We start from the raw sequence: 25,946 nt of genomic DNA, 5'->3' as shown, positions 1-25,946 counted from the left end.
CCTGCCAGACGTATGACTGCGCGCTTACCACAGCCGACATGCAGGTACTGGTCAACTATTCGTTCATCCTGGCCTTCATCCTGCTTCCTACCGAACTGTTTATCAAACCATGGGCGCGCTCGATGCAGATAACCGACGAGTTGCGCTCGATGGCAGTCAGGGGTGTTCCGGAAGCGGCGTTTGCACTTGCGGAACTTTATTCGGCTCGCGGCGCGAGCAGTCAGGCGCAAATTTGGCTGACCAGGGCTTCTGATCTTGGTCATCGCACTGCAATCAAACAACTCAAGAGGCAAAAATGATGAAAATTCATTCGGCACTATCTGCCGCTATCATCGCATTGACCCAGCCCGCCCTCGCTGGTGGTGTTCCTGTCATCGATGCCACCCAAATTGCCAATGCCAAGCAACAGTTTGCCCAAGAAATCGCTCAGATGGCAAAGGAGCTGGAAGAAGCTAAACGGCTTTACGATGCAGTCAACGGCATCACTGACATGGCTGACATAGCCAGCGCCCTTAATGATCCAAAGGTGCGCGAGCTTCTGGGGCCAGAAGCGTTGGAGATCGCCAGCCTACTTGACGTGGAAGCTGATAGTCTGGGTGACCTTTCCGGCAAGGCTAACCAGTATCTGGATCACACCCGCGTCAATCAGGCCGACATCTCAGCCGAAGATTTCTACCGTCAAGAACTGGACCGTATCGGCGCACAATCAGCCCGGGACGCGGCAATCGGAGACCGCATTGTTCAGTCCGCCGATGATCGCCTTGCGGGACTGGAAAGGCTGCGGCAGGCAATTGGCGTGGCCGCCACACAGAAGGAAATCGACGCCCTGTCTGCCCGCCTGCAAGTCGAAACAGCGATGCTGCAAAACGACACTAACCGCATTCAGGGGCTGACTATGCTGCAGTCGGCGCAAGCGCGGGTGGAAGATCAAAGGCAAACGGAAACCCTCCTCACGAACAGCCAGCAGAATATCGCAGTGGCAAAAGAACACTTCGGTGATTGAGCATGAACAGACTGATCACGGCCGTATGTCTCGTTGTCCTTACAGGATGCAATGAAGAAGAAAGCAAGACGGTTGAACACTTCATCGGTGCCCCTGCGGAACGAGCTGAAACGCTGGCAAAATGCGAAACCTTGGACGCCGCCGCCGCGGACGCGGACTGCGCCAACGCCCAAACCGCGGAAAATCTCGCTGAGAGCAATACGAACCTCGATGCCGCGCAAAAGTATTTCGGAGATTGAGCATGTGGGAGAACCTGTACAGCGATTTCATTGACGCCGTGTCCAGCACTGCAAACACCATTGCGGGCTCCATGTCAGCGGAGCTGACCGCGCCACTTACTGCTGCAATGACGCTCTATATCATCCTCTACGGCATCGCGATCATGAAGGGGGCTATTCAAGAACCCGTCCTGGACTTTGCCATTCGGGGCATCAAGCTGGCCATCATTTGGAGCCTGGTTTCGTCAGCAGGGGACTACACGGCGTGGGTTGGTAACGTCATCAACAAGGACATGCCCAACTTCGTCGATGCTCTTGCAGGGGGATCCGGCACCGGTAAATTGCCCTCGGACCCAGTTTTCTCGAAGTCGGTTTCCGTGGCGGAGCGTGTCTACCAGCATCACGTATCACAAGGACTCGCAGGCAAAATCGTCGGGCCAATATACTATGCGATTGTCATGCTCCTGGGGGGCGTTGTCCTGTCAGGCGTAGCGCTCGTTTTTTCCCTATGGGCCACACTTGGCCTGACGATCATGGCCGCGATTGGCCCCTTATTTATTTGCTTCGCTTTGTTCGAAACGACGCGCGGCTGGTTCATGTCCTGGCTGGGTCAGATCCTGAACTTCGCCACCTTCAAGCTGCTGATCTATGTTCTTTCGCTCACCATCATCCTGATGCTGGAAAGAGCGTTGATCCAAACTGACCTGCTACCGGCGACCATGGGCATGTTCTATTTCGCGGGCGTTACAGTCACAGGCATCATTTTCTTTTTCCTCCTTCCATCCATTGCCGCATCCCTGTCCTCAGGGGCACAGGCGTCCACCGGAATGCTGCAAAGGGCAGCGGAAAGATATCTTGGCCGTCACCTGGGGGGAGGTGATGGCGGCAACAACCACACAGGGAGCGCAAGCAAGCGATGAGCGAAGAAGACAAACCCAAACTGACACTGGCATACATGCGTCGGCCGGAAATCAGAGAGAAAGTTCAGGCAATTTTGGAGCAGTGCCGCCGAGACAGCCAGACGCCCGAGGGCCAGGCCAGGATCAAAGAGCTTCTACGAAGCTATGGGATAGACGTCGAAGGGGGTGACAATCATGATCCTAGCGAAATGCAAGTCAGGACGGAACCGCTCTCAAATAAGGAGACTGAAGCAAACATGTCGCCACAGCGGAAACGCATGTTTCCTCCGGGTTTCGAAAAGCGAGTTGAAAAATAGAGAGCATACGTCTTGATCCTGACAATCCGTGCTGATCTCTGGTGATCAGCACGGCGCCTATGCGTGACGACACCTCTTAACATAAATGGTCCGCCCCGAAGGAATTGCTTGAAAGCATTGCGTCGCCTGCTCTGGACCGGTCATTCATGCAGAGTACGCCGGATGCCCGGATCGTGTCCAAAGCGCCGAATGCTGTGCCTGGCACTAGGGGCAACACAGCGCAGTTAGTGACCTTTGCAAAGTCTCGGGGGCTGGCAGTCGGGCGGCGATCCAATGCTGCATGAGCGATGGCAGGAACAGACCTTTGCCGCGAGTGCAGCCGCCAACCATCATCGAATGGAAGGGGGCGGACAAACCCGCCTTTTGTCCGTGTGGCCAGTGCTCATGCAGACAACCGTTGCGCTGGCAGCGTGGCGTTTGCAGCGCATTTTCTCAAAGCAAACGCTCACACGTTGCTTAGATTTTCAGCTGATGGGTGTCCGGATCACAGACAAGTAGGGCCGGGTTTTCAGGAAGGCGTTCGGAGCTGAGCGACCCGAACTGAGTTTCTGATGATCAGGCTTGATCAGACTTTTTAAGTTGTAAGAAGCTCATCGCCGCAAGAAATGCAAAGAAGGCGGGATCCGACCAGCCAAAGCCGGTAAAGACACCAATCATGGCGGCATATAGCGTTACGATAAACCCAAGCGCATTGGTTGCCATCAGCCCGGTCAGGAGCCTCCGGATGGTTGTCCCATCGGTCACATCCCGAAGCAGGAACCCGAGAATGGCAATCCCTCCAAGGAAAATGCTGTTGTGCTGGGACAGGAACCAAGCATAGCGGTCATTCAGCTCCACGCCGTAGTTTGGCCACAGAAAGCCGGGCAGGAAAAACAGTGCAAAGGCGAAGAACGCGTAGATTATGCTGTGAAGGGTTAGGAAAGTTCGGTTGCTCATCAGAAAGCTCATTTGCATTGTTTCAGACCGTTTCTCCCAAGGGGGCATGGGTGATCGCACTGAGGTCTTCCATGATATCAAACACATGATCTGACGCTACAGTAACACCGATGGCTTCCAACCGCTGCACGTGCATCGCTTTGTAGGTTTCCAGCGCCGCGAGATCCCGGAACAGGTAGGTTGAACCGAAATCACCGGTGCTTTCATCCAAGGTCCAGATCTTCCAGATCACGCCGGTTTCCTGTGCAATGCTTTCGGCCAACCGATTGGTATCTTGAAAAAATTCTTCGTTCATTGGTCCGTCATAGGTCATATGCAGGTCCCAGATTTTCATCGTACTCATTGGTTCTATCCTTTCGACGTGCCTCGCCTTGACGAGGTGTGTGGCAGAGCGTGCCGTTTCCATTGCCAAGTAGGGTAGTTCGAAATAATTGTTAGATGAACAGGATCTTTTAGATCGCAGTGTTAGGATTATCGAACGGTGAAGCGGAATGAGTTGAACGATGTGTCGATATTCGTGGCGGTGGCCCACGAAAACGGTTTTCGCGCAGCTGCCGACAAGCTGAAACTGGGAGCGGGATCAGTTAGCGAAGCGGTGCAACGGTTCGAAGACCGCCTCGGCGTGCGCCTGATCGAACGCTCGACCCGGACCATAGCCTTGACCCAAGCAGGGGAGCTGCTTTATCGCCGCAGTCTGCCCGCGATTAACGACCTGGAAACCGCGCTGAAGGATGTGCATGATCTAAACGAAGATATTTCGGGCACGCTTCGGCTGACTGCACCGACTGCTACGGGTCAATTGTTTCTGGATGCTCTGATCACAGGTTTTGCCAAAGAGCATCCGGCGATGACGATTGAACTCATCTATGACGAAACCAAGGTCGACCTCGTGACCAGCGGGGTTGATGCTGCGATACGTGCCGAGACCCTACTTGATCCTGACACACATGCCATCGCAATTGGCCCCACACAGGAGATGATGATCGTCGCATCCCCCGACTATCTAGCGAAAGGTCCGCACCTTAAGGAACCGGCAGATGTGGCGGCACATGGAGGGGTGTGTTTTGCCTTTACTGGTGCCAACAATCTGGCCCCCTGGGTGTTTACAGGCGCAGACGGTCCCTATTCGGTGATGCCGCGCCCCAAGCTCGTTACCAACGACGTGACCTCCATCCTTGAAGGCGCAAAGGCGGGACTTGGGCTGGCCTATATCTTTGCAAGCTCTGCCGAATGCTCGCTGGAAGACGGCAGCTTGGTTCAGGTTCTGGAAGGCCGGGCCGCTACGTTGCCAAGATTTTCGCTTAACTACCTATCGAAGCGCAACATGCCATCCCGCGTCCGGGCATTCGTTGATTTTGCGAAACGGCACAAATTATAAAACGCGATGCCGCGCATTGTTGGTGCTCGTCCGTCGAACCTGGCCTTTTGAGCTGACCCGTAGGCCGTTAAGGTGCTAGACTTGTACAGCCGCAGCATCAAAGCCTTTCCGCAGTGAAGGATCAACGTCGACCTGCGGCAATGCGGCAGCAGAGTTGAAGCGAACCCGCACCAGATCCAACCGGCCTGATGACGCCAGTCAGCCCAATTCGGACATTCGCACGAGGCCTGCGACGCCCTCGCTGCAGACGCGAAGGATCCGGCCAGACTTCCCGAGAGCGGACCTTCAGGCTAGCTCAGCTGGCCAGGACGATGCTGCACCCCGCTCGAAGGTTAGAGATGCGCAGAGAGCGTGCTTTGCAAAGTCAAGGCTGCCGAACCCCACCTATGACTTGAGCGGCCGATTGATGACCTCCGCAGAGTCGACTCTCGCCGCAACGCAGCTTCACCAGGCCAGCCATTCGACGCTCCTGCAACGAGAGATACCCAAAACACGATTTAAGGCGCGCCGACCTCAATCGTTTGGCCAAAAATTTTACTAGGTGTGGTCAGGCTGGTTTCTGTAGTGATATGCATGATGTTGAGTTGGTTTTTCGAAAGTACGGAAATGGACCCGGTTACAAAAGCTCTAGTAAAAGAATTTAGCGAAAACAATAACTTCGATGATCTTCCCGATAGCAAACAGTTCGAGCATTTCTGTGCGTACAGCGTGTTTGCGACGAGATTTCCTGAACAAATCGAAACCGATGATATGGTTGCTGGCGACGGAGGCGATCTTAACATTGATGCATTTGCAGTCAAAGTTAACGGTCGACTTGTCGAGGATGCAGACGTAGTTGACGATATTTTAGCGGTGAGCGGTAGCATTGATGTCGAATTCCTCATCGTACAAGCAAAAACTTCAAGCAGTTTCGACGGCGCAGAAATTATGGCCCTAGGGGACAACATGTTGCACCAAGTTTTTGCTGAATCACAGAGTGTCACCGTAAACGATGACGTAAAGCGCTTCATTGAAATCAAAGATAGAATTTACGCCAATGCGGCAAAACTAAAAGAAAACCCAACACTTCGGCTGTTTTATATTTGCACAGGGAACTGGAAGGGTGATGGTTACATCAAGGGCATAATTGATCGAAAAAGGGAAGAATTGGCCGACACAAACCAGTTTTCCAATGTAACCTTTGATCCTTTGGGTGCTCGTGAATTGCAAAGGCTCTTCCGGCAGACAAAGACCAGCGTATCGAAAACCATCAAGATCGATAATCTGGTGACTCTTCCTGCAATTGATGGTGTACAAGCCTCCTACCTTGGCATTCTGCCCGCCTCAGAATATATGAAGCTTCTTGTTGATGATGATGGCGATTTGATGCGATCAGTTTTTGTTGATAATGTGAGGGATTTTCAAGGCGACAATCCTGTAAACACTGACATCGCCAATACGATCAAAGAAGGCGCTCTGGATCAATTTGTCATCAGAAATAACGGAATAACAATCGTTGCAAAGGGCCTAAGACCAACCGCTAGAGAGTATAAGTTAGACGATTATCAAATAGTAAATGGCTGCCAAACAAGTCACGTTCTTTACGATAACAGGGGCGCGATAACTGACGATCTGCATGTCCCAATAAAATTGATTCACACGGAAGACGATGACGTTGCTCAAGCGATCATTAAATCCACTAACAAACAAACTCAGGTGGATGATAGTGACCTTCTAGCATATACGCCATTTCAGCATGGGCTCGAGGATTTTTTCACCTCTCAGGAGGGAGATCTTAAGCTATTTTATGAACGACGCGGAAAGCAGTACGCTAGGACGGAGGGTATCGAGAAGGGGCGAATAGTTACCAAAAGTGCGCAGCTCAAGACCTATTCATCCATGTTTTGTGATTTGCCTAACCAAGCAGGGAGATACCAGGGTACACTCTTGAAAACGGTTGCGTCTCGGGTTTTCAAAGACGAGCACAGTCCTGAGCCATATTATTTGGCTGCCCTTGCCGGATATCGTTTTGAAATTGCTATAAGGCGATTGCCTGTGGAGGAGCGCGTTGTTCGCGCTTTTAAGTTTTATCTACTGACTGCATTTCGTTACCGGTACGAAACTTCAATATTTCCAGGGGCAGGCAACAAGAAAGTCGCTGCTTACTGTAAGTCACTTTTGCTCCATCTGGTTGACGGAGAGAAAGCCAAAGCAGCTTTCGATGAGTGCGTCTCTATATTAAAGGAGGCGCTTTCAAATCTCGACTTGGGGCTCGAGAGAGACAACGCTAAATCGGCCCCTCTAGTTGCAGAGGTGAAGCGGTTATCAGAGGAGCGTAAATGAAAATCCCGCTTTTAGCCGCCCACCAGCTTCCAAGCCAGTCTTTATCTCCCATTGAGAACCTGTTTTTCTGCTGATTGCCGGGATTTGGCGGCTCGCAATAGCAGCTTTAATACTCCTGCTCAGTTAATCGTCTTGCTCAGGCTGTATCGAAGGGCTGCTTTGTGTGTGTCGGGGAGTGAAATTTGCGCCAGCAGCGAATGTACACTTCCCGCCCAGCGTGCTGGCGGCCTCATCCGACTTAGGTGCAGAACGAATGTCTCGAAAGGGCTGGCTGATGTCATCTGGCAGCGATGACGAGGTGCGGCATCCCCGCAACCCGGTGCCGCGGGCGCCGCAAGGCCGCTACGAGCCCGTTGTGACCGATGCTGCGACCTCTACGAATGTCCGTTTTCATATTGAGGAATGTTGTTTCGGTCTCGGTGCAAGCGGCTTGCCAGAACCGCCACCACAAGGGTCAGGGCGCAGCAGAACGCAAATGTTCCGGCCATGGCAAGGGCCGTCTGTTGGCCACCTTCAACGGTACCGATGTCGGTCCGCACAAAGGACCAGAAGATGGCACTGACAGCACCCGCGCCCAGGGCGAAACCAAAGTTGCGGCTCAGGCTGAGGACACCCGAGGTGACGCCCCGGTTCTGCTCCGAAGCCCGTTCCATCACCGACGTATTCAGTGCGGCCAGGAAAACCTGGTAGCCTGGAGCAAGCAGCATGAAGGCGAGGATGAATCCGCCAAGCCCGAATACGTAGGGGAGGCCAGCCATCATTGCCGTTGCTACGACCATCGCCGACGCGCCGACAAGCACCGCGCGACCTGCTCCGATCCGTTCTGTCAGTCGCCCGGCCGGAATGCCGCTGAGCGCCGATGAGATCGGGCCCACTGACATGGTCAGACCCATCTGGGCCGTCGTCAGCCCTAGCCCTCCGGTCAGGAAGAACGGTCCCACCACCAGTATACCCATCATGACGAGGGAGACGATGCCACTCATGGCGAGGCTGACCTGCAAGTGCCCCGAGCGCAGAAGATCGAGCGGGATGATTGGAGAGGTGGTCCGCTTCTCGATCAGGAGAAAAGCGACGATAGCGCCACACGCAATAGCTGCCAGCAGTACGGTGGCGCCATCAAGGCCATTGGCCATATGAGATACTAGAAAGGTCACGGCCATAAGGAAAAGGACAAGGGCGCCTGCACCGGGCAAGTCGATGCCTTGGCGCCGGGTCTCAGGTTTCTGGCTCTGAATAAAGAGCAGGCAGAGGGCCAGCGCGGCCAAGGCCAACGGTATCTGCATCAGGTAAACGGCGCGCCAGCCGAATGCGGCTACGATAGCCCCACCGACTGCGGGGCCTGCGGCGGTACCGATGGCAGACATCGTTCCTATCGCTCCCATCCATCTTCCGATCTGCCCCGGTGGCACAAGATCGCGGACCATTGCCAAGGGCATAGCCATCATTCCGGCAGCGCCTGTGCCCTGAATGAAGCGGCCGACTATCAGCATGGGCAATGTTGGGGCTTCAAAGGCAAGGAATGCGCCTAGGATGTAGAGGCACAGGCTGCAGAAAAGCACGGTGCGCTTGCCGAAGAGATCGCCTGCCCGTCCCACCGGGATGATGAGCGCGGTGGTTGCCAGGATGTAGACCGATACCACCAGTGTCGGGCTAAGGTCCTGACCTTGAAAATATTCCGACAGTTCCGGCAGTGTCACGGCAACCATGCTCGTGCCGAGCGATGCCACAACAATTGAAAGACCTGGACCAGACAGGACCACCAACGGATTGTTTTTATTACCGGAAATGGAAACTTCATTCATCCGAGCAACTCCATTGAAAAAGCGGAGCAGGCACTCTACAACTTGAAGTCAAGTTTAAGTCAATAGGTGTCTGAATGGAAAGACTTCTGGACATTGCCGAGGTGTCGGATCGGTCCGGCGTCAGTGCGTCCGGCCTGCGGTACTACGAAAAAAAGAAGCTGATCGGGGCTGTAGCCCGCAACGGGCTACGGCGCCAATACGAGCCGGCAGTTCTAGAGGAACTGGCGCTGATCTGTCTCGCCAAGTCAGCAGGGTTCACACTTGACGAGATAGGGTCGGTATTGGGCCGACCCGGGACACGAGTGATTCCGCGCAACGCGCTGGTCGACAAAGCAGGCGATCTAGAAGAGCAGGCCGAGCGATTGGTCAATCTCGCCAACATGCTGCGTCATGTCGCGAACTGTCCCGTCGTAGACCATTTTGAGTGTTCCCGTTTCCGAAAGCTGTTGAAGGTCTCTACCCGAGTTGCGAATGCCTGACGAACAGCTGTTGCAAAGCGGCCATTGGAGCGCGGGCAGCGAAAGCTCACTTTGTCCCGCCCCCTTCCATTCGATGATGGTTGGCGGCTGCACTCGCGGCGAAGGTCAGCTTTTCCTCGTGCGGCTGCGGCATTGATCGCTCGTCATGGCACCAGATCCGCCGACTTTGCAAAGGTCGCTATCTGCGCATCTCTAACCTTCGAGCGGGGTGCAGCATCGTCCTGGCCAGCTGAGCTAGCCTGAAGGTCCGCTCTCGGGAAGTCTGGCGGGATCCTTCGCGTCTGCAGCGAGGGCGTCGCAGGCCTCGTGCGAATGTCCGAATTGGGCTGCCAGCCGTCATCCCGTGGCCCGTGCGAGAGGCTGCCAGGCCAAGATCTGCGTGCCGCGCCGCCGCAAGCCGACTCTGATCCCACTTTACTTGATGCTGTACTTCGCGCGAACGTCCGGGTTCCGAGAAGTGGCCAATATTCCAACCAGGGTGGGAGTAAATTGATCGCGAGCGATGCGGCGTTGGCAATTGTGAAATTGTGTACTCACTATACAATTTTGCGAGCAAAATTGTCGGCCCTCAGCAGTCAGGTGATGCGGTCAAGAAGATGCACATCAATGTGGCGATGCTTCCTCAATATCCTCACCAGCCTTTGCCCGACAACAATCCCTAGTGGGCCGGCGAGTGTCATCGTCAGGTAAACTGAACGAGCAGCATCCCATGTTGCTTGGTTAGAGCTCGCAACTGTCGCTACCGCACCAATAAAGAAAAAGATTCCGCCAATTATCCCCGCCTGCCTTGCGAACAAAAAAATCGCCCGATCGCTGGCATCAAGCTCTCTTGGTTTCTTAGTTTGACCATGGTCCGCCATGTTCTGATTCCTTAGACTGGTAGCGTGTCGAAGTACTTTTTTGCCAATTCAGAAGGAGCTTCACCTGATTGCGCAGTTTGCTGTGCCACAAAGTCGATAACTTTGCACAAGCTCTCAACAGGAAGATCGGCTTGCCGCGCCTCGTTCTCCATGAGTACAGCTCGCCAAGCGCTCTGCTCCAAGTCTGGATCCTCGCCTTTTTGAGCTTGCCCCCTACCTATGAGCAGCCATTCTAAGTTCACTCCGAAGGCTTCACAGATTTTGACCGCAGCCAAGGCCGGCAGCTCTCGTTTTTCTTGCTCGTAATACTTGTAGGTTCGATCAGAGACGTCGATGACAGCTGCCATAACTGGCTGCGTAAGGTCGTTGTCCTTGCGGAGTTTCCTAAGCCGCAAACCGATCCCTGATAAGTCAGTTGACAATGGTGCACCTTTGGTTACTTGTGGTGCACATTGGTGCACTATGGCTTGGTTTGCTCCATTCTGTGCACTTTGTAGGACGAGGCAGAAAAACACAATAGGAAGGCGAACTGTGACCAAAGCACTCGAAACACCCAAGGAGCTCGCTGAACGTGTTGGGCTTCCAGTTAGGAGCATCCGTTATTTAATCCGTGAAGACATGTTGGACCACATCTTTACGGCGCCTGGAAAACGAAACCCCAAAATTCCGCATGGCGCGTGGGAGAAGTACCTCTCTCAGTTCACCGTCAAGGCACGTTCTGACGCGCACGATGAGCGTAAAGGAGCGAAGAATGCCAACAACTAATCTCAACATAAGCGTGATCGAAAAACGCATGATGAATCCATCAGAGGCGGCACACTATTGTGGTTTGGCGATAAAGCACTTCAAAGTCTTGTGCCCTGTCCAACCGGTGGCGCTACAGCCTTCAAGCCTCCGCTACGACAAATCAGACTTGGATAAGTGGTTAGATGACCTGAAGTCCGGCTCTGCCTCGATTTTGCAAAGTCAGATAGTTGAAAGGCTTTAATGACTCACGTTCGCGTTAAGGGCTTCAAGATATTTCGAGATCGGCATGGCAAAATGCGCTGCTATCACCGGACAACCAATATCAAAATAAACTTAGAAAAAGCCCCCCTTGGTTCCGCTGACTTCCTGGCTGAATGCGCAAAAATATCAGCCGCGTCTGAGGCTTTGAAGCAGAGAATGCCGAAGCCGGGAACGCTTGGTGGATTGATTTCTACATACTTCGAAGAGGAACATTTCTTGGAAAGATCGAAGGCGACAAAGCGTGAATACCGCATGTGTGCCAGAATTTTGCATCCGATACGAGACACGCCCGTTTCAACTATCGACACACCCCTGCTTGCTGCCATTCATGACAAGCTAGCAAAAAAATATAGCTGGGATAAGGCCAACCGAGTGCGCAATTTTCTTATTCAAGTGTTCAAATTTTGCATCCCAAAAGGGCTAATTTCCAAGAACTTCGCAGAAGGTGTAATCAAAAAACCGCGCCCGAAAGACACGCCCGAGGCGTATAGAACTTGGACATTTGAAGAGATTCAGGCGGTTCTAGAGGCTGCTTCTCCGCAGCTGCGAGCCGCGCTTGCTACGATTTTTTGTACGGGCCAAGATCCTACTGACGCGTTGGAGTTCCGGAAAGACCAAGTGGATCAGGGGGTGATCTGGAAGGGTCGGAACAAAACAAGTGTTGGAGCGGCTATACCGATCAGCAGTGTGCTTGCGGCCGAATTGTCGAAAGCTCCAGCGCACGAAGCAGAAACGATCCTTGCCAGCTCCAAAGGCACTCCTTGGACCTACGATGGCTTCGCAAGTGCGTGGCAGCGACTTCGTAGGAAGCTTGAGAAGGCCGGAAAGATTGCCAGAGGCCTTACCCCTAAAGGACTTCGCCATACGATGGCGACTTGGCTTAGAGAGGCGGGGCAGGACGAACGTGAAATCTCCGATCTACTGGCTCAGGATTCGAAAGTAATGGGCCTGCATTACTCCAAGAACGCAGCACTTGCTCGCAAGAACCGCAAAACTATGCTGGTTTGGGAAGACGAGTATGAGCGACGTGCTCAGCAAGCAAAAAGTGTCAAACCCGCAAAATAGACCGTCAAACCCTGACAAAGAGGACAAGCCACATGCTTAAAAAGCGCTTAATTTTCAAATATTTAAATGGTGCCCGGGGGCGGAATCGAACCACCGACACGAGGATTTTCAATCCACTGCTCTACCCCTGAGCTACCCGGGCACGGGAAGGCTTATCGCCTTGGGTGTGGGCCTTCTATGACGTGGGCGTGACCGTGTCCAGAGGCTTTTTCAAAGAAAATCGCTAATGTTTGGTTTCTCGGTGTTTTTCGACTTCTTCCAAAGCGTTTTCAATATCTTCCGGGTCCGCGCTGGGGGTCGCATAGGCGCCGTTGAACCACTTCGCAAGGTCAATATCCGCGCAGCGGCGTGAACAGAAGGGGCGATAATCGCTGGAGGTTTCTCCGTCACAGATCGGGCAGCTCATGCAAGCACCTCCGCCAGCGGAATACGGCCTCGCTTACGTTGCAGTTCAAAGTGGCCAAGCGTGGTCCAGCCAACCAGAACGGTGTCTTCGCTGTCATTGCGAAAACTGGCCCGCAACGCGGTTTCAAAAGCGCGACGATCTTTCTTGGGCATAGGAGCCGGATCAATAACGATCTGCCCGCCGAGACCGCGCAACCGCAGCGCCCGGGCCAGGGATTTTGCGCAGGCCATATTGGCTTTCACGCCAGCTGCAAGCGATGTGTCGCTGCCAGTGTTTACGTCGACAGCGATTAGCGCGCGGGTCTGTTCGATAAAAAGAAAGGCACCCCCGCTGAGAGGTTCGCGAATGCCCTGAACCGTTTCCAGTGCATCCAATACGCCAAGACGTTCAAATCCACCGGGATCGCGCTCGATATCTGCCGGATCGGTCCAGTCACGCCATGCAAGAAGATGCGGGGTGTCCCCCTCCGCCAATACTTCTGGTCCGCTACCGGAATCCTCCATGACCTGGGAGGCCAGCGCCACCATGGCGAGGACATCTTCTTCAATCTCCTCCCCGTCAGCGCCATGACAGGCGGAACGCAGGATCAGGCCATAGCCGTGATCCCCCATTGCATCGTGGGCGATTTCCAAAAGGCGGTCCCGCTCATCCTCGTCGCGGATCGAGCGGGAAATATTAAGGCCAGGAGCCTCAGGCGTGACGATCGCGTAGCGGCTCTTGAACAGGAGCTTTTGGGAGACTGGCAAGGCCTTGCCAGCTTCGGCGTATCCTGTCAGCTGCACCAGCAACTCCTGACCGGGCGCCAACCCCTTGACCTGACGCAAAAAAGCAGGCCCGTCCGGTGTGGTCAGGAACATTCCGCCCTGCCCCTTGACGGGGCGATCTGCTCGGGCCCGGTAAATCGTGCCCGGTGTCGGTGCGTCGCTGTCAATCAGCAGATCCTCAAGCTGGCCATCCACCATGAGCGCCGCGGCCTCGCGACCATCGATATGGTCGAGCACAATTGTCCGTCCCTTCATGCTGCTGTCTCCTTACTCTGTGTCCAGCCTGCGCCGCGCAACAGGGCGGCGGTTTCGGCCAATGGCAGACCGACGATTCCAGTGAAGGATCCGTTGATCCAAGGGATCAACGCTCCTGCTGGGCCTTGAATTGCATAGGCGCCCGCCTTGCCCTCCCAATCACCGGTCGCAAGATAGGCATTCAGATCCTCATCCGAGAGGCGTTTCATCTTCACGGCACTGACAACATCACGCGCCCAAATGCGATCGCCGCGGCGCACCGCAACCGAGGTAATCACCTGATGACGGCGTCCAGAAAGCGCCAGAAGAAATTCCGCAGCTTCCCCGGTGTCGGACGGTTTTCCCATGATCCTGCGCCCCAACGCTACTGTGGTGTCCGCACAGAGAACCACATCCTCTGGATTGGCAACGATCGCCTCGGCTTTCTGCCGGGCAATACGCGCGCAATAAAGACGCGGCAATTCTCCCTTCTTGGGAGTCTCGTCAATATCGGGTGGGCAGACCGCATCCGGGGTGATTCCCAGCTGAGCCAGCAGTTCCAATCGACGCGGGCTGCCTGATCCCAGAATGAATGCCATGTCCGGACCTCTTGTTCGTGTTTGTCACCCGCGGGCGAAAGCCGCCAGGCATTTCAGACTTGTCTTACTGGCTCTGCCGGACCGGGGAAAGCCCAACCCAGCACGCTGCGAGCTGCACCCAAAACAAAAGCCCGGCTCGAAGGCCGGGCTTTGTTCATATGAGGGATCGCCACGCTTACTTGAAGCGGTAGTTGATCCGTCCCTTGGTCAGGTCGTATGGGGTCATTTCAACCTGTACCTTGTCGCCAGCCAGAACACGGATGCGGTTCTTGCGCATCTTGCCTGCCGTATGTGCGATGATCTCATGGCCGTTTTCCAGCTCGACCCGAAACGTCGCATTGGGCAGGAGTTCCTTCACGACACCGGGAAATTCGAGCGTATCTTCCTTGGCCATGTTATCTCCATAATTGCGGTATCCCGCGAGTCTGCGGGACGTGCGCTTAAATGAGCGCTTTTTCCCAGATTTTCAAGGGCGCAATCACCGCAGCTGACATATTGTGACCGATTTCTCAGGTTCTGCCCTTTCGTCCCAATGCGTGCGGTTGCGTACAACGCCATTGCGGCGCACATGGGCAATCGCCTCAAGATCAATGTCGGCATAGGTCCAGCCCGGCTTGTTCAATATCCCCTCGGCCAAGACACCAGTCGCGGGGAAGCCGGTATCAGGCGGTCCAAATATGCCACCCGTTCCGGTATTCTGATCCACGGCCTCTGACCATTCCGCAGGGCCTACGATAGACGACATCACCGAGACGCACTGATTTTCGAGCGCGCGGGCCATGGCGCCGATGCGGACCCGCCAATAGCCCGCCAGTGCCTCCGTGCAGGACGGCACCAACAATAGATCCACATCTGCAAGCGCCCGTCCCAAAAGCGGAAATTCACTATCGTAGCAGATGAGGATGCCGATCTTGCCCAGTTCGGTGTCAAACACTTTGAGTGGGCCGCCACCGACCACCTCCCATGGATCACGCTCAAACATGGTCATGATCTGCTTGTCTTGAACGCCCTTCCTGCCGTTCGGGGCATATAGGGTCGCACGATTAACCGGACGATCCCGGCCATCAAATACGGGCGCCGATGCCCCAAGAATATGCACTCCGAATTGCGCGGCGAGACGCAGGTGCAAGGCATCGACTTCAGGCATCCGGCTGGAAACCGCATGTAGGGATTGTTCCAGATTTCCGGCAACCTCGGCACCATCGAGCGTGGACAGCTCCATCGCGCCATATTCGGGAAACACCAGCAGCTCTGCTCCCTGTTCAGCCGCTTCTTCTACCCAATGGGTGATTTTGGCATCATATTCGGACCAGTCATCAAACCAATCGAGCCGATAGGCAGCAGTGGCGATTTTCATAAGATTTTCCTGTCGTTTGACGTCGAACGGCTGAGAAGAGCTGAGCTGCACGAGACCGCTCAGGTCAAGCTGCGTGACCAGAATTGAAGCGGTTTTCGGGTTTCCTCCACATCTCCCACGTCACGCCACGAAAAACGAGCCACCACACCCGGCATGGGGGAGTATCCCCGTTTGTGCCAGAAACTGTGTAGATCATTGTACACCTCGGGCCTAGCGGGATGGTCGCCCGGACGTTGAACGCTGCAAAACGCGGATACGCAAAAGCCGAGATTTCGGGCATGGGCCTCCCGCATATCAAAGAAACTGTGCCCAAGCCCGCGCCCGCGATACTGTGGCAACAGCACGGATTCGGCGCAGTAGAAAACATCCGTCAGCGCCAAGCCGGTTCCGTCGAACGCAGCGGCAAAATCCTCGGCGTGATCCGCGAGAGGTGCGCCGGTCGAAGCACCAACAAGCGCCTCGCCATCCCATGCCCCAATTGCGATAGACCGGTCGCTGTCCAGATAACTTTGCAGATAACTGCGTTCGTAGGCCAAATCGCCATCATAGAGATAAGGCCAATCGCGAAAGACAGCTATGCGAAGGCGGGCGATGTCATCAATCGCTTCAGCCAAGGCCGCGCCACGCAAAACCTCCAATTGCAGGTCCATCAGCCAGAGACCTGCGCCGTCCAATCCGCCAGGTTGTAATATGTCGTCACGCGGATGATCTTGCCGTCCTTCAGATCGAAGAACGACCCGGCGGGAAGGCGGTAGCTTTGCCGATGCGCTTCGGGCAGACCTGCATCGGTTTCGAGGTAGACGCCGTTCACGATGTATTCGGCAGCCGCCCGGGTACCGTCTTCATTATCGAAAATCACCATATCAGTGAGGTTTTCGTCGTAGCAGCGGCTCATATGGGCGCAAAACTCGGCAAACAACGCCTTACCGGTGCGGATTTTGCCTTCGTTCACGTGGTGGGCCACGTCATCGGAAAGACACGACAGCATGGCTTCGGTATCTTTGGCGTTGAATGCTTCAAAATATCGGGTGACGGTACGGTTCATTTTGTCTCCAACGGGTTGCCCCAGCGCTCGGTCAGGCGCTGGATGATCTGGGATCGGGTTTGCCTGTAGCTGTCTAGCTTGGCATCCCGGGTTTCCCCCAGTCCAGTTGGGTCCATAATTGGCCAATATTCGACATCGAGGTGAAAAAACCGGGTGAGTTCCAGGGCCCGTCTCTGGCTGGCAGGCGACAAAGCCACGACCAGATCAAAAGACGACAGGTCGTCGCCCCATTGCTCCATTTCGTCAAACGACCGCGAGCGATGACGCGACAATTCAACGCCGATCTCCTGGCAGACCGCGATGCAGAAACCGTCGATTTCCATATCATTCTTGACACCGACCGACTGCACATAGGTGCCAGAGCCATAAAATTGCTTCATGATCCCCTCGGCCATAGGGGAACGGACCGCGTTGTGGTCACAGCAGAACAAAATCGACTGTGGCAACTCGCTCACGCTTCAGCCCCCAAAATGCAGAACGCAAATCAGCGTGAAGAGGCGGCGCGCCGTATCCGTATCAATCTCGGCCTTCCCTTCCAGACGTTCCTGAAGAACGCGGCTGCCTTCGTTATGGATACCTCGGCGGGCCATGTCGATCGTCTCGATCTGACTGGGCGGCAGGGTCTTAACAGCTGTGAAATAGCTCTCGCAGATCTGATAGTAATCTTTGACGACCTGACGGAACGGCGACAGTGACAGATGGAATTCCGCCGCTTTCTCCCCGGCTTCGGACGCCACATCAAACACCAACCGCTTATCCCGGATCGCAAGACCTAGATGATAGGGACCTTCTGGCACCTCGCGCTCGCCGCGCGCTGGTAGGGCAAAGCTGTTGTCCTCGATCAGGTCGAAAATGGCGACCCGGCGCTCCTGCTCAATCTCGGGCGTCGGCGGCGGCAAGTTACTGTCATCAAGGTCAATTTGGCTGATGCGGCTCATGGGTCAGATCTCTGTGCGCGGGTCATACAGATAACTGACTAGCCGATGGCCGCTGCAACGGCAATCCGCGGGGCACGATGTGCCGCAAGGATGTGTCTCTTGGGACAGTCTCGCATCTGAAGGCCGCCCCGCAATTCGTCACGGCCTGCTCCGTTGCATTACCGATTCAACCGATCCAGCCGGGCGCGGATAGACAGACCATGGGCCTGCAGGCTTTCGCTTTTCGCAAGTGTCTCGGCCGCAGGTCCGATAGCCCGCAGCGCCTCAGGCGTGATCTCACTCAGCGTCGTGCGCTTCAGGAAATCCATGACTGACAGGCCAGATGAGAACCGTGCAGATCGCGCCGTTGGCAACACGTGGTTCGGTCCGCCGATATAATCACCGATGGCTTCGGGCGTATATTGGCCAAGGAAGATCGCCCCGGCATGAATGGTCTTTTCGCTGAGCGCGCGCGGATCAGCAACACAGAGTTCAAGATGCTCGGGCGCGATGCGGTTCGAAAGCCGCGCTGCCTCTGCAAGATCCGGCACGGTAATCACGGCACCATAGTCGCGCCAGCTGGGGCCAGCGATGGCGGCACGCTCCAACGTCTTCAATCGTTGCTCGACCGCTTCCGCCACGGCCCGCCCAAATCCTTCGTCATCGGTGATCAGGATCGACTGCGCACTTTCGTCATGCTCAGCCTGACTCAGCAGATCCAGCGCGATCCAGTCTGGGTCGTTGTCCTTGTCCGCAATCACCAGGATCTCGGACGGCCCTGCAATCATGTCGATGCCTACCTTCCCGAAAACACGCCGTTTTGCCGCAGCAACAAATGCGTTTCCGGGGCCGGTGATTTTGTCGACAGGTGCGATGCTCTCGGTTCCATAAGCAAGCGCCGCAATCGCCTGCGCACCACCGATACGGTAGATTTCATCGACGCCCGCCAACCGCGCCGCCAGCAGAACCAACGGGTTGATCTGCCCATCCGGCGTCGGAACCACAACCGCGAGCCGTTCAACACCGGCAACCTTCGCCGGAACCGCATTCATCAGCACAGAGGACGGATAACTCGCCAGCCCCCCCGGCACATAAAGACCTGCGGCCGATACCGCCGACCAGCGCCACCCCAATGACGCGCCAGTATCATCCTGCCACGCATCATCCGCAGGCATCTGCCGTGCGTGATAGGCGCGAATTCGATCAACCGCCAGCTCAAGCGCTGCACGTTCCTCGCCAGAGACCGCCTGCACAGCCGCGTCAATTTCGGCGTCAGAGATTCGCAGCTGATCGGCTGTCAGCTGCAACCGGTCGAATTTTGCGGTCAGCTCAATCAGCGCGGCATCGCCACGGGCGCGGACATCTGCGATAATATCGGCAACCACAGCATCCACATCGGGACTGTCTTCACGTTTCGCGCCCAGAAGCGCGGTAAAGGCCTTTTCGAAATCAGCGTCGGACGCGTTTAGAAAAACGGGCATCATGGCTCTCCTTTGCGCCTGCAATATAGCCCCCAGCCCTCAGTCTCAAGATGATTGCTCGCGTTGATGTCAGCGCAGCACCCGCCGCGCCAGTTGCGATATCATGTCCGGCGGCAGAGTATCATCCAGCGGACATAGCATCAGCACATCATGTCGGGGCTCACTTCCCAACATCACCGAACGGGGGCGAAGACCGAATGGGCGAAAACCGGCCTGCTGATAGAGCCTTTGCGCTTTCTTGTTTTCCTGATCCACGCAAAGCTCGACCTGGGTCAATCCAATCTCGCGCGCGTGACCCAGAACTTGCGTCAATAGGGCTCGGGCCATCCCCTGACCTTGATAGGCACGTGAGATATAGAAAGGCCCCAGATCGGCGGTATGGGAAATGCGTGACAATCCCCCCTGCCGTAGCACGGCAAAACCCACCAACCGTTCCTCGGCAAACGCGCCCCAATAGGCGCCGCTCTCGAAGCCGCTGATCAGAGCCGCATCCGGAATGCTGTCGGCTTCTTCCACGGTCATCAGAAATGACGCAGGAAACTCTCTCAGCCCCTCGCGCCACAGGGCACGAAGATCCGCAAGATCAGCCTTGACCAGTCGGCGCAACATCATGTCTCGTGCTGCGGTGCCCGACCCGATGGTGCCTGATAGGGACGCGTCACATCGCGCAAGGTCACCTCGATCGCCTCGACAGCCAGACGGATGGCCCCATCACCGGCAAGCGTCAGGACAATATGCCCGTCACCGTCGGTACCAGGCTCAAAACTCAGCGATAGGAGAGACAGGATAAGATCGCGCTCTTTGCGATCCACCCCTTGCGACGCCACAGACAGCACCTGATCGACCACCAGTACACTCTGCACCCGTTCATAAGGGCGCCCGCGCCTTTCAGCGGCGTCCTTGTCCTCCCAGCGGAACCGGTTCAGCAGCAGGGCAAAACGCCGTTCGGTCGGGCGCCAGCTGATTTCCGTCACCGGAAACACCGCATCCTGTGCGAGCGAGGCGATGACCTGCAGATCGTCGGGACCCAGGGCACCAAGATTCAGCGGCGCTTCGCGCCCATCGTCGAAACTGGCATCTGACATCACTGCTCCTGGATCCGTTCGATCTTGGCACCGACCGACGACAACTTCCGCACCACATGCTCGTAGCCGCGGTCCAGATGATAGACCCGACTAACCTTGGTTTCACCCTCTGCCGCGAGGCCGGCAAGGATCAAGGAAACCGAGGCACGCAGATCGGTGGCCATCACCGGCGCGCCTTTCAGTTTTTCGACGCCGGTCACGGTAGCATGGCCACCATGCACGTCGATCTTCGCGCCCATGCGCATCAGCTCAGGCGCATGCATAAACCGGTTCTCAAAGATCTTCTCTTCCAGAACGCTGGTTCCCTCGGCCGTACACATCAGGGCCATCATCTGCGCCTGAAGATCGGTCGGAAAACCGGGGAACGGTTCGGTCACGACATCCACGGCCTGAACGCGGTTACTGCCGCGGCGCACGGTCAGGCTGTTCTCATTCTCGGTGATCTCGACGCCGACGGCCTCCAACTTATCACAGAACGCCTCGATCAAGGACCGTTTTCCGCCGAGCAGCTCAACCTCACCACCGCAGATCGCTGGCGCCAGCATATAGGTGCCCAGCTCAATCCGGTCGGTAACAACCGGATGGGTGGCGCCGTGCAGACGATCCACGCCCTGAATTGTGATCGTCGAGGTGCCTTCACCTTCGATCTGAGCACCCATCTTGCGCAAGCACTGCGCCAGGTCGACGATTTCAGGCTCCCGCGCCGCGTTGTTGATCACGGTGGTGCCTTTGGCCAAAGTCGCGGCCATCAGGGCATTTTCGGTCGCGCCGACTGAAACCAAGGGGAAATCGATAGTGCCACCTTTCAAGCCGCCCATCGGCGCCTTGGCATGGACGTAACCGTCTTTCAGTTCCAGCTCTGCCCCTAGCGCTTCCAGCGCTTTCAGGTGCAGATCTACCGGACGCGCCCCAATGGCACAGCCACCAGGCAGCGAGACAACCGCATGACCATCGCGTGCCAACATTGGCCCCAGAACCAGAATCGACGCCCGCATTTTACGCACGATATCGTAGTCTGCGGTATGATTGTTGATGTCATGGCTGGACATCGCCAGCACTTGGCCATCCTGCAGCGTCGACACCTCGGCTCCCAGCGACTGCAACAAAGTCGTCATGGTGCGAATATCCGAAAGCCGCGGCGCATTTGTCAGCGTCAGCGGCTCCTCGCTCAGCATGGTTGCCGGCATCAGCGTGAGACAGGCGTTTTTTGCACCCGCGATGGGAATCTGCCCCTTGAGCGGGCCATTCCCAGTCACCAAAATCGAATCCATCTGCCCTTACTCCTTGGAACTGCCTGTTGAGAGGTCGTCGGCCCTGCGTTCGATACTGTCGTCTTTCACCGCACGCGCCTTGGCCTGAGCCTTCCGACGGCCCATATTCGCCTTCAATGCGGCCTTCAACCGATCTTCGCGTGTGGGCGCTGACCCGCCGCTTTTTACTGTTTTCTTCTCTGCCATAGATCTTCTGTACCGGAGTGTGAAAAAACCGTCCAGAATGCTCTTGCACCCCACTTCGTTTATGCCTAAAAGCCCCCTCACCGGCGCTGCTGTAGCTCAGAGGTAGAGCACTCCCTTGGTAAGGGAGAGGTCGAGAGTTCAATTCTCTCCAGCAGCACCAGTTTCCAGAACATCGCAAGATTATATGCTTAACAGCATATCTGAAGCCGCCATTCTCGGCCGCTACCCCCTCCGTATGCAGGGATCTTTCTCGATTGCAGAGCTTCTCCCACAGATTGTCCGCCGATAGCCCACCGGTCGAGCACAACGTCCCTCGAGACCGAATCGATCCTGAGCATTCGAACTCCGATTCGTTGCCATTGCAGCAACAACGCCGACAGCTGCTTGAGACTGTCAGCGGTTAACCGCCGTTGAATCAAATTGTCTACAGATTGCGATGCGCGAATCACTCTGGTTAAGGCTGATTTTAATTTTCAGCCGTCATTCTCATTGCCAAGGACCGCAATCCCGCGAGCTAAGCGGGGCGCGGCACCGCAGCAGCACCCGGAACAGGAGGGTTGAATGACAAATCAAGTGCAACACGACCGCCCGCCGACCAGGACAAGGCCGGGCATCGTGCCGGCTGGTGCCAAGCGGTATGGGGTCGATCCAGTCTGTTTGGACCAAAGTGAAAAATGCGGGTCAAGGCTACGGTTTTTCAACCGACAGCTCGCAGGGCAGATCATACAGGCAAGCGTCCAACTTTCCCGGGTCCTCCCCACATTCAGCGCGTGCAGAGACAGCGTGTTTTCGTTGAAGCGCAGCTTGAGCGATCTATCGCATCTAGCCGAGCCGACGTTGGCGCTCTGCCTCAGGCCGCGCTGGAAACGACGATGGTGCCGCGCCGCGACTCCAAACTCATAAAAAAATCAAGTGGCCGCCAAAATCGATACTGCCTGAAATCCGCTTATCCATTGGAAGGTTCCCGCCAAAACCGGTGGGCCCACTTTGAGTACGACACCGTATCTGGTGTATCCGCTTTGCTTCAGTCGTGAGGCGCTGCGGAACGGGACCAACGAAATGGACGCGTCATCGTTTTGCACCCCTGCTGGGAACGCCAGTTCTCGGGCCACCACACGACACCAATAACTGCCGACAGGGCAATACCGAACCCGGCCGCCTGGAACGCATCGACATGCAGTCGGTGCGCCGGGTGAGCTGTCCCAAAACCAGCGTGCTGATCTCCCTGTCAGCCGCGATAGCACGAGGCTGCCCTCGACAAGGAACACGTCATGTCGACGATCTGGAACTCTATTATTCGAAAAACTGCAGTGGCTGCCGCTGCACTGACCATGATGAGCGTTTCTGCCGGAATGCTCCCGGCGCAAAGCATCAACAACAATATCAAGAGTCAGCTGGACGAATTCGTCAAACGTGGCACCGAGGTGAGATTCGAAGGGTATCTTACCGGCTACAGCTATTGGGATAACACTCCCCCCGGCAGTGCCGCCATTGCGCGCCCGGTCCTGCGGCGCCAGGCCGGCGGAACCGGCACTTATAATGACCCAATTACCATCGCGGTGGGACATGCCATTCGGCGCGGGCGCCAGACGTTGGACTTCCCGGCAGGCACACGGTTTTACATCGAGCGCCTGCGCAAATACGCAATCGTAGAAGATGTATGTGGCGACGGGCACCAGCCACAAAATGGTCCCTGCCATACCGGCAAGAATGGCCGCCCCTGGCTCGACATTTACATCGGGGGCAAGCGAAACTCTGTCCGCGACACCGAACGCTGCATGAACCGATTGACGGGGATGCAGCCCATCCGCCTCAACCCACGGCGCGGCTATCCGGTTGCACAGGGCGAAATCTCGGCCAGCGGCTGTCAGGTCTTCGGCCCGGTGAGTTAACTTGGTCGCGATCCAATTCGCTAACCCTAGCGGGCGCGGCGCTTCAGATGCGCAAGCGCCTGCAGGACGATCCCATTGGTGTTAAGGTCAGCATGGTTTGCCATTTGCCCATAGCCGTCAAGGAACAGGCCACTGCTCATGCCAAAACCATCAATTCGGGCGCGGCTCTGTGCGGTTTCCAGCATCTTCAGGCTGAACGCGCATGGCCGCACCGCATACCACAGATAAGCCGCTTTGGTTGAAAAGATCCCGTAGGGGCTGGTCGCCACAGGCTCAAAGAGCACATCGCGCCCCTTTCGATAACTGACATTCCATCGCGTTTCATGGCCAAGATCGAACCCCTGATAGACAAACCAGGGCGCTGTATCGATTGGGGTCTCTGATGGCGCCAGCAATTGCCCGGTCTGATCATAGTGATGCTTCATCGCCCCAAGGAAGATATCGGTGAGGACCGCGCATTCCGCCGAGGGTCCCAACTCGACATATTCCAGCAGCAGCGGTTCGGTGGGCAGAATACCAATCTGATCCACCGTATAGAGTAGACTGACCGTTCTGTCGGCGACGGTATCCCCGACGAAGGCCTCCCGATAAGGAGATCGCGTATCAGGCTGACCCAGCAACGGCAGAATACGCGTCTGATAGTGGGCGCAGTGCGACAGATACGACGACTGGATGCGTGTCTTCAGAATATTCTTCAGCACACCACCCTGCATAAGGCCCGCAATTTCCCATTTCTTCATTAGCTGAGACGACGCCTCCGCAAGCGCCGCATGTTTCGCGGCCCGGGTCACGGCACTGCTCAGGCGTGCAAAATCACAGGCATCAAAGCCGCGGCGTTCGATAGACGCATCCCGCACATTGATCAGCGTGGGCGGATAGGCCATGTCCCCGTCAGTAATCACCGGCAGGGACGCCATGATCTTCTTGATGCGGCGATAGATCTTGTCAGCGGGCGCCAGATCCAGATCAATTGCGGCGAGCAGCCCCAGTATCAGGCTGCCGACATCCCACATCGTGATTTCATAGTTGTTGAAAGACTTACCGTTAATCTGCTTCCTGACGGTCAGCGCCAACCCGGTGGCGCTCATCTCTGCCTGTTCCAGATAGCTGTAGGCCAGTTGGGCGTCGGCCATCATGGCCTCATCAAACACAGGCGACTCCGGCGCCAAATCAGTACTGCGCAGTGCCTCTCGCGCCTCCAGCAGCAACTCATGCGCCGGGTCAACAATTCCTGTAGGATAATTAAGGCAGATCCCATTCGCGGCCGGAATCTTGGCGGCGAGCTTGCCAACAGCGTCAACCTCATGAACGAAGACAGCATCCGGATGCCGCACGTCTCCCCGCTGCGGCGCAACCTCATCGGCAAGGAAGAGCGGGCCTTCCACCGGTTCGCCGTCAGGCCCCAGGCCCGGCGCTCCCAGACGGCGCTGCTCCCCGTCACGGGTCTCCAACAACAAAGCGCCATCCGCGCGACGCTCCCCGCCGCGCACCAGAGTCACACAGTCAACGCCGAGACGTGCCCGCGCCTGGCCCAGTAACGCGTCATAGCCTTCCCCACTCTCAGGGAACTCGGGCAGAATGACATAGTGCCGGGAGTGGTTTGGCAGGAAAGCACAACACCGTTTGTAGAGTTCTCGCGGCAGGACCGACAGAAGATACCCTGAAAGGCGCGCGCGATTGACACTCGCGGCGATACGTTGACCGACCTCATAAGCGCGTGCCGGATCAATCGGCAGTTCCGCCACATCAATGGCCAGCACCGTCCCGTCCCCCAATTGGGAGAAAAGCCCGGATGTCATCTTCTGCTGGGCTGATCTCAGATCAAGACGCGCCTTAAGCGGTAACATCAGAACTGCGGCCGGCCCAAGCAGCGCCTCGCGTTCGGCATCAGCAACCGCATCGTATATCACGGTCGTGCACCCTCCGGTCCGCAAGCCATCCTGCCTCAGGTCGCCCTCCACGCCATTTGTGGACACGGTCGAAAAATGCGCAGGCTGGGCCGCCGCCGCCATCGACCCCGGCAAAAGCCGATCAATCTGTGATCGCAGGCTCCAGAGTGCTCGTGCCTTGAAATATCCCGTCTTCTGCATGAGATCGCGCGTGGCAGGGACAATCTCGACGAATGTCCGGTTTTTGGATGCCGTGTCACTCAGCATCGACAAGACCGGATGAACGGCATCCGGGCTGTGTCTGGCGAAGTCATCGAACTCAACTTCAACCGCCAAAGCAACGCCTTGCGACAGGAACGCAAAGATCAGCGAGCCAAGTGCGTTCTCAGGCAGGGATGGATGCACACCTGTCAGCAGTATGGAAAACGCGCGAATTCCCTCTGCGTGATCTGTCTGCGCTTCAGCCGGCCATGCTGCACCTATCAGGCCACCTGAGGCCAACCCCAGAAACTCACGACGTTTCCACCGCATTA

The 25,946-nt window shown here is 56.1% G+C and carries 32 protein-coding genes and 2 tRNA genes; 13 read left to right on the top strand and 21 right to left on the bottom strand.

What is annotated here, in order from left to right:
- From VWY60_RS02475 to VWY60_RS02455, 5 genes are all read left to right on the top strand, one after another.
- Positions 1-299 (top strand): hypothetical protein (locus VWY60_RS02475; protein WP_416540889.1); only part of this gene is annotated, 299 nt, incomplete at its 5' end.
- Complete coding sequence (locus VWY60_RS02470; protein WP_416540888.1) at positions 296-1,003, top strand: type IV secretion system protein; 708 nt, start codon at positions 296-298, stop codon at positions 1,001-1,003. The genes VWY60_RS02475 and VWY60_RS02470, both read left to right, overlap by 4 nt.
- 2 nt (positions 1,004-1,005) lie before the next feature.
- Entirely contained in the window at positions 1,006-1,242 is a 237-nt protein-coding gene (locus VWY60_RS02465) for an EexN family lipoprotein (RefSeq protein ID WP_416540887.1), read from the top strand.
- Between the two features lie 2 nt (positions 1,243-1,244).
- Positions 1,245-2,141 carry a type IV secretion system protein gene (locus tag VWY60_RS02460; RefSeq protein ID WP_416540886.1) on the top strand — a complete coding sequence of 299 codons (897 nt, stop codon included), beginning with the start codon at positions 1,245-1,247 and terminating at the stop codon, positions 2,139-2,141.
- The gene (locus tag VWY60_RS02455) at positions 2,138-2,437 is read left to right on the top strand and encodes a hypothetical protein (RefSeq protein WP_416540885.1); all 300 of its coding nucleotides are present in this window, start codon (positions 2,138-2,140) and stop codon (positions 2,435-2,437) included. Before VWY60_RS02460 ends, VWY60_RS02455 begins: the two co-directional genes overlap by 4 nt.
- A gap of 555 nt (positions 2,438-2,992) precedes the next feature.
- Here VWY60_RS02455 and VWY60_RS02450 read toward each other — a convergent pair.
- Complete coding sequence (locus tag VWY60_RS02450) at positions 2,993-3,373, bottom strand: hypothetical protein (RefSeq protein ID WP_102855861.1); 381 nt, start codon at positions 3,371-3,373, stop codon at positions 2,993-2,995.
- Positions 3,374-3,395: 22 nt separating this feature from the next.
- Complete coding sequence (locus tag VWY60_RS02445; protein ID WP_014875291.1) at positions 3,396-3,716, bottom strand: monooxygenase; 321 nt, start codon at positions 3,714-3,716, stop codon at positions 3,396-3,398.
- Positions 3,717-3,878: 162 nt separating this feature from the next.
- On the opposite strand from VWY60_RS02445, the gene VWY60_RS02440 reads away from it, so the two are divergent.
- Both VWY60_RS02440 and VWY60_RS02435 read left to right on the top strand, forming a co-directional pair.
- A complete protein-coding gene (locus tag VWY60_RS02440) occupies positions 3,879-4,751 on the top strand; it encodes a LysR family transcriptional regulator (RefSeq protein ID WP_260074163.1) in 873 nt (290 codons plus the stop codon).
- Between the two features lie 576 nt (positions 4,752-5,327).
- A complete protein-coding gene (locus VWY60_RS02435; RefSeq protein WP_416540884.1) occupies positions 5,328-7,073 on the top strand; it encodes an AIPR family protein in 1,746 nt (581 codons plus the stop codon).
- Positions 7,074-7,447: 374 nt separating this feature from the next.
- On the opposite strand, the gene VWY60_RS02430 is transcribed toward VWY60_RS02435, so the two are convergent.
- Complete coding sequence (locus VWY60_RS02430) at positions 7,448-8,875, bottom strand: MFS transporter (RefSeq protein WP_416540883.1); 1,428 nt, start codon at positions 8,873-8,875, stop codon at positions 7,448-7,450.
- Positions 8,876-8,949: 74 nt separating this feature from the next.
- Between VWY60_RS02430 and VWY60_RS02425 the strand changes: the two genes are divergently transcribed.
- On the top strand, positions 8,950-9,354 hold the full coding sequence (locus VWY60_RS02425; protein ID WP_416540882.1) for a helix-turn-helix domain-containing protein: 405 nt from the start codon (positions 8,950-8,952) through the stop codon (positions 9,352-9,354).
- Positions 9,355-9,929: 575 nt separating this feature from the next.
- On the opposite strand, the gene VWY60_RS02420 is transcribed toward VWY60_RS02425, so the two are convergent.
- Together VWY60_RS02420 and VWY60_RS02415 are read right to left on the bottom strand one after the other, a co-directional pair.
- Positions 9,930-10,214, bottom strand: coding sequence for a hypothetical protein (locus VWY60_RS02420; protein ID WP_416540881.1), 285 nt, complete (start codon positions 10,212-10,214; stop codon positions 9,930-9,932).
- A gap of 11 nt (positions 10,215-10,225) precedes the next feature.
- Positions 10,226-10,810, bottom strand: coding sequence for a helix-turn-helix domain-containing protein (locus tag VWY60_RS02415; RefSeq protein ID WP_416540880.1), 585 nt, complete (start codon positions 10,808-10,810; stop codon positions 10,226-10,228).
- Between VWY60_RS02415 and VWY60_RS02410 the strand changes: the two genes are divergently transcribed.
- Genes VWY60_RS02410 through VWY60_RS02400 form a run of 3 tightly spaced genes read left to right on the top strand, consistent with a single transcriptional unit; the run spans position 10,746 to position 12,287 of the window.
- The gene (locus VWY60_RS02410; RefSeq protein ID WP_416540892.1) at positions 10,746-10,979 is read left to right on the top strand and encodes a hypothetical protein; all 234 of its coding nucleotides are present in this window, start codon (positions 10,746-10,748) and stop codon (positions 10,977-10,979) included. The genes VWY60_RS02415 and VWY60_RS02410 overlap by 65 nt on opposite strands.
- The gene (locus VWY60_RS02405; RefSeq protein WP_416540879.1) at positions 10,966-11,202 is read left to right on the top strand and encodes a hypothetical protein; all 237 of its coding nucleotides are present in this window, start codon (positions 10,966-10,968) and stop codon (positions 11,200-11,202) included. The genes VWY60_RS02410 and VWY60_RS02405 overlap by 14 nt, the downstream gene beginning before the upstream one ends.
- On the top strand, positions 11,202-12,287 hold the full coding sequence (locus VWY60_RS02400; protein ID WP_416540878.1) for a tyrosine-type recombinase/integrase: 1,086 nt from the start codon (positions 11,202-11,204) through the stop codon (positions 12,285-12,287). Before VWY60_RS02405 ends, VWY60_RS02400 begins: the two co-directional genes overlap by 1 nt.
- Positions 12,288-12,354: 67 nt before the next feature.
- On the opposite strand, the gene VWY60_RS02395 is transcribed toward VWY60_RS02400, so the two are convergent.
- The 15 genes from VWY60_RS02395 to VWY60_RS02325 all read right to left on the bottom strand — a co-directional run bounded on the left by VWY60_RS02395 (position 12,355) and on the right by VWY60_RS02325 (position 21,632).
- Positions 12,355-12,429 (bottom strand) — tRNA-Phe (locus VWY60_RS02395).
- A gap of 81 nt (positions 12,430-12,510) precedes the next feature.
- On the bottom strand, positions 12,511-12,693 hold the full coding sequence (locus tag VWY60_RS02390) for a DNA gyrase inhibitor YacG (RefSeq protein ID WP_340546477.1): 183 nt from the start codon (positions 12,691-12,693) through the stop codon (positions 12,511-12,513).
- Positions 12,690-13,712, bottom strand: a complete 1,023-nt coding sequence (locus tag VWY60_RS02385) for a ribonuclease E/G (protein WP_416534524.1) — start codon at positions 13,710-13,712, stop codon at positions 12,690-12,692. The genes VWY60_RS02390 and VWY60_RS02385 overlap by 4 nt, the downstream gene beginning before the upstream one ends.
- Positions 13,709-14,290 carry a Maf family protein gene (locus VWY60_RS02380; RefSeq protein ID WP_416540877.1) on the bottom strand — a complete coding sequence of 194 codons (582 nt, stop codon included), beginning with the start codon at positions 14,288-14,290 and terminating at the stop codon, positions 13,709-13,711. Before VWY60_RS02380 ends, VWY60_RS02385 begins: the two co-directional genes overlap by 4 nt.
- A gap of 175 nt (positions 14,291-14,465) precedes the next feature.
- The gene (gene infA / locus VWY60_RS02375; RefSeq protein WP_005978431.1) at positions 14,466-14,684 is read right to left on the bottom strand and encodes a translation initiation factor IF-1; all 219 of its coding nucleotides are present in this window, start codon (positions 14,682-14,684) and stop codon (positions 14,466-14,468) included.
- Positions 14,685-14,768: 84 nt separating this feature from the next.
- Positions 14,769-15,647, bottom strand: a complete 879-nt coding sequence (locus VWY60_RS02370; protein WP_416538304.1) for a carbon-nitrogen hydrolase family protein — start codon at positions 15,645-15,647, stop codon at positions 14,769-14,771.
- 59 nt (positions 15,648-15,706) lie between these two features.
- On the bottom strand, positions 15,707-16,297 hold the full coding sequence (locus VWY60_RS02365; protein WP_416540876.1) for a GNAT family N-acetyltransferase: 591 nt from the start codon (positions 16,295-16,297) through the stop codon (positions 15,707-15,709).
- Positions 16,297-16,692: a ketosteroid isomerase-related protein gene (locus VWY60_RS02360; protein WP_340546472.1), complete on the bottom strand. Its 396-nt coding sequence runs from the start codon at positions 16,690-16,692 to the stop codon at positions 16,297-16,299. Before VWY60_RS02360 ends, VWY60_RS02365 begins: the two co-directional genes overlap by 1 nt.
- The gene (locus VWY60_RS02355) at positions 16,689-17,147 is read right to left on the bottom strand and encodes a low molecular weight phosphatase family protein (protein ID WP_340546471.1); all 459 of its coding nucleotides are present in this window, start codon (positions 17,145-17,147) and stop codon (positions 16,689-16,691) included. The genes VWY60_RS02360 and VWY60_RS02355 overlap by 4 nt, the downstream gene beginning before the upstream one ends.
- A 3-nt stretch (positions 17,148-17,150) precedes the next feature.
- The gene (locus VWY60_RS02350; protein WP_340546470.1) at positions 17,151-17,630 is read right to left on the bottom strand and encodes a UPF0262 family protein; all 480 of its coding nucleotides are present in this window, start codon (positions 17,628-17,630) and stop codon (positions 17,151-17,153) included.
- Between the two features lie 158 nt (positions 17,631-17,788).
- The gene (hisD, locus tag VWY60_RS02345) at positions 17,789-19,090 is read right to left on the bottom strand and encodes a histidinol dehydrogenase (protein WP_416538302.1); all 1,302 of its coding nucleotides are present in this window, start codon (positions 19,088-19,090) and stop codon (positions 17,789-17,791) included.
- Between the two features lie 69 nt (positions 19,091-19,159).
- Complete coding sequence (locus tag VWY60_RS02340) at positions 19,160-19,702, bottom strand: GNAT family N-acetyltransferase (protein ID WP_416592461.1); 543 nt, start codon at positions 19,700-19,702, stop codon at positions 19,160-19,162.
- Positions 19,699-20,175, bottom strand: a complete 477-nt coding sequence (locus tag VWY60_RS02335) for a DUF2948 family protein (RefSeq protein WP_416540874.1) — start codon at positions 20,173-20,175, stop codon at positions 19,699-19,701. Before VWY60_RS02335 ends, VWY60_RS02340 begins: the two co-directional genes overlap by 4 nt.
- The gene (murA, locus tag VWY60_RS02330) at positions 20,175-21,446 is read right to left on the bottom strand and encodes a UDP-N-acetylglucosamine 1-carboxyvinyltransferase (RefSeq protein WP_416540873.1); all 1,272 of its coding nucleotides are present in this window, start codon (positions 21,444-21,446) and stop codon (positions 20,175-20,177) included. Before murA ends, VWY60_RS02335 begins: the two co-directional genes overlap by 1 nt.
- A gap of 6 nt (positions 21,447-21,452) precedes the next feature.
- Positions 21,453-21,632, bottom strand: a complete 180-nt coding sequence (locus tag VWY60_RS02325; RefSeq protein ID WP_340546465.1) for a hypothetical protein — start codon at positions 21,630-21,632, stop codon at positions 21,453-21,455.
- A gap of 85 nt (positions 21,633-21,717) precedes the next feature.
- Between VWY60_RS02325 and VWY60_RS02320 the strand changes: the two genes are divergently transcribed.
- Both VWY60_RS02320 and VWY60_RS02315 read left to right on the top strand, forming a co-directional pair.
- Positions 21,718-21,792: transfer RNA gene (locus VWY60_RS02320), tRNA-Thr, on the top strand.
- Positions 21,793-22,903: 1,111 nt separating this feature from the next.
- Positions 22,904-23,524 (top strand): hypothetical protein, encoded by a 621-nt coding sequence (locus tag VWY60_RS02315; RefSeq protein WP_340546464.1) that lies wholly within the window; start codon positions 22,904-22,906, stop codon positions 23,522-23,524.
- Between the two features lie 26 nt (positions 23,525-23,550).
- On the opposite strand, the gene VWY60_RS02310 is transcribed toward VWY60_RS02315, so the two are convergent.
- Positions 23,551-25,944 (bottom strand): DUF3131 domain-containing protein, encoded by a 2,394-nt coding sequence (locus VWY60_RS02310; protein ID WP_416540872.1) that lies wholly within the window; start codon positions 25,942-25,944, stop codon positions 23,551-23,553.
- Positions 25,945-25,946 lie beyond the last annotated feature (2 nt).

Source organism: Phaeobacter sp. JH20_26 (assembly GCF_048056275.1).
In the GTDB taxonomy this organism is placed as follows: Bacteria; Pseudomonadota; Alphaproteobacteria; order Rhodobacterales; family Rhodobacteraceae; genus Phaeobacter; species Phaeobacter bryozoorum.
Note: the sequence above shows the minus strand (reverse complement) of the source record. Positions and strands in the feature narration are given on the sequence as shown.